The organism is Skermanella sp. (assembly GCF_059503625.1).
Map to the genome: position 1 here is coordinate 1 of NZ_JCACHA010000358.1, position 2,687 is coordinate 2,687.

Sequence of the window (2,687 nt, forward strand, 5' to 3'; positions counted from 1 at the left end):
TGCAACACGCTGGCCCCGGCATGAACCCCGGACAGCGGTAGGGCTTTGTCGCCAGATATGCGCAAATCTCGTCCATTGCGATGTCGGTATCGCAGGTGACCGCAGGAACTCCCTTGATCTGGCTGTCCCGCGCCAGGACGATCAGCGGAAGGCTCCGCCGAAGTCGCTTGTCGCGCAGCGTCTCGTCCCGGAACGACGTTCCAAACAGCACAATAGCGTCGACCTGCCGCTGGTCGGCGCTGAGCAGGGCGTGGGCGTGATCGAAGTGCCGGTTGATGTTGATCAGCATCACCACCAGTCCCTCCGCTTGAAGCCTTTCGGTGAGCCTTTCCAGGAACGGCAGCTTGTGCGGGTTGCCGAAGTCGTCGATCAGGACCGCAACCTGGTTGGTCAGGTTAGTCGCCAGGCTCCTGGCCAGCAGGTTGGGGGAGTAGTTCAGCTTCTTGGCGACCCTGAGCACGTTCGCAAGGGTTTCCTCGGCGATCGAAGCGCCGGGCGTAAAGGCGCGGATGACGGTCCACTTGGAAACACCGGCAGCTTCCGCAACCTCTTTCGCCGTCGCCCGTCTCTGCATGAGACCCTCCGGAGGACCAGCTGGAACGTCCATTTCATTGTGTTCATGCAGGATATGGGGTCCGTGCTCGTCCTGCTTCGGCTATAAATAGTTAATGCTACCGGCTGCGGTCTATTCTGCACCCGGTAGCAAATTTCGTGCACCAGTTCACATACCGAAATCCCACAATGAATTAGCTTTCTGATCGATGACGTGGCCAAGAACGGCCAGTATCATTGACGGCAGAGATGTCGTTTCTTTTTCACAACAGCTGACATCACGAGAGAAACCAGATGACGATCATCTCAGACATACCCGGTCCCCACACCATCAACGGCACGGACTACTCAGATACCATTGAGGCCAAGGACGGCAATGACACTGTCTACGCCAAACTGGGCGATGACTGGGTCTTTGGCGGCGACGGCAACGACAGGATCTATGGCGGCTCGAAGTCCAGTCCCACGACCTTCGACGGCAACGATTATCTCGACGGCGGGGCCGGCAGCGACAACATCTATGCCGGGTCGGGCAACGATAAAGTCTTCGGCGGCACCGGCAACGACACCCTCGACGGCTGGACTGGCAACGACGAGCTCTACGGCGGATCAGGCAACAACCTGCTCAGGGGCGGGGAGGGGCACGACTACCTGCTGGGCGGCGAAAACGGTGACCGGCTGTATGGCGGCTCCGGAGACGACCACTTGAGGGGCGAAGCCGGTCACGACAACATATACGCCGGCACCGGCGTCGACACGATCAGTGGCGGCACCGGCATGGACTGGTTCTTCTTCGAGGCGGCCGACACCGGTGACAGCGGGGCTTTCAAAGCCGATACCATTCACGACTTCAACGACCTCGAGGACGTTATTTATCTGAAGGGCAATTACACCTTTGCCGGCGACACCAGCGCCCCTGGTGAAGGGCAGTACAGTGTCTGGCACAATACCAAAGACTGGGTCATCACCTTGAACGACGTCAGCGACGCCGGCTGGCATGACATCGTGGTGAAGGGCAGCAGTCCAGTCGGCGACATTGCCTTCTTCTAAGCAGCCACGAGTGGTGCGCTCGGCCGCCCTGACGGGGAAGCGGGGCGCACCACCCTTGGAAGCTGAAATATGAAACATCCCACCGCCATTCCCGCTTCCAAGGCGGTCGGGGGCACCCAGTCCTCCACGAGGTATGTTGCACTGAGCAGAGCGGCGCCGGAAATTACCCTGACCCTGCCGGTGATCAGGTGACGTGGACAGAGTTCGTGCCTCGAAGGTCGAGCATTCGGTTTCAGGATTTGGACCGCGATGGTGACTTTTGGTGGCGCAAGCCTCGTCGCTGTGGACGCAAAGGTCATCACCGATGACCTGCTTCCAGCACGCGAACTGGCCCTGGACTTTGATACCGCCGGATCAGCATGCATTCCCTTGTTCGCCTCAGCAGCAACTCAGAGGTCGGGGAACGAAACTGTGGCTGAAACTTCAGCGGAAGCCGTCGAGCGGTATCCGGATCCTTGCTGTGGTTCCGGTGATGTCCTGCATCAGGATGAATTCGCCCTCGATCTGCCGGACCAGTTCCTTGATCAAAGTGGTGCCGATGCCGTGGTCCTGCAGAGGGATCTCGGTCAGGCACTCGTGGCTTTTCCAGCAGCCAACGCCAGTATCCGAAACGGACAGCACCACTGAACCGTCATGCCGCTTCAGGGTGATCGTGATCTCACCGCGCCTATGATCTTTGAAGCCGTGCTTGACAGCATTGGTCACAAGCTCGTTGGTGATCAATCCAAGCGGCATCGCCACGTCGATGTCGCAGTGGAGAGTGTCGGCATCGACGCTCAGCTTGATCTCGGCAGCCGCCTCGCCGAAGGTTGCCATGATGCTCAGGCACAGATCGGTCAGAAAGGTCCCGAACTCGATGCGGTGCAGGTCACCCTGCTCATAGAGCTGCTGGTGGACGCGCCCCTGTATCGAGATGCGGTCACTGATCACCCGCAGCCGCTCCCGGGCATAATCGTCCCTGATCCGGCTGCGTTCGAACAACAGGATACCGACGGTGCCCTGCATGTTGTTTTTGACCCGGTGATGAACCTCGCGCAGCAGGGCTTCCTTCTCGCGCAGGCTATCCTCAAGCGCCAGAGTGGTTG

The 2,687-nt window shown here is 59.4% G+C and carries 4 protein-coding genes; 2 read left to right on the plus strand and 2 right to left on the minus strand.

The features are described 5' to 3' along the window. Positions 1-574 (minus strand): LacI family DNA-binding transcriptional regulator (locus tag AC5JJ6_RS08135; protein WP_496041553.1); only part of this gene is annotated, 574 nt, incomplete at its 3' end. 272 nt (positions 575-846) lie between these two features. Between AC5JJ6_RS08135 and AC5JJ6_RS08140 the strand changes: the two genes are divergently transcribed. Then, positions 847-1,602 (plus strand): calcium-binding protein, encoded by a 756-nt coding sequence (locus AC5JJ6_RS08140; protein WP_496041554.1) that lies wholly within the window; start codon positions 847-849, stop codon positions 1,600-1,602. 69 nt (positions 1,603-1,671) lie between these two features. After that, positions 1,672-1,794, plus strand: coding sequence for a hypothetical protein (locus tag AC5JJ6_RS08145; protein WP_496041555.1), 123 nt, complete (start codon positions 1,672-1,674; stop codon positions 1,792-1,794). 231 nt (positions 1,795-2,025) lie between these two features. On the opposite strand, the gene AC5JJ6_RS08150 is transcribed toward AC5JJ6_RS08145, so the two are convergent. Further along, positions 2,026-2,687 (minus strand): sensor histidine kinase (locus tag AC5JJ6_RS08150; RefSeq protein ID WP_496041556.1); only part of this gene is annotated, 662 nt, incomplete at its 5' end.

Bases quoted from the DNA above. Each gene is read 5' to 3' on its own strand.
- AC5JJ6_RS08140 (WP_496041554.1), top strand. From the start codon at position 847: ATGACGATCATCTCAGACATACCCGGTCCCCACACCATCAACGGCACG.
- AC5JJ6_RS08145 (WP_496041555.1), top strand. From the start codon at position 1,672: ATGAAACATCCCACCGCCATTCCCGCTTCCAAGGCGGTCGGGGGCACC.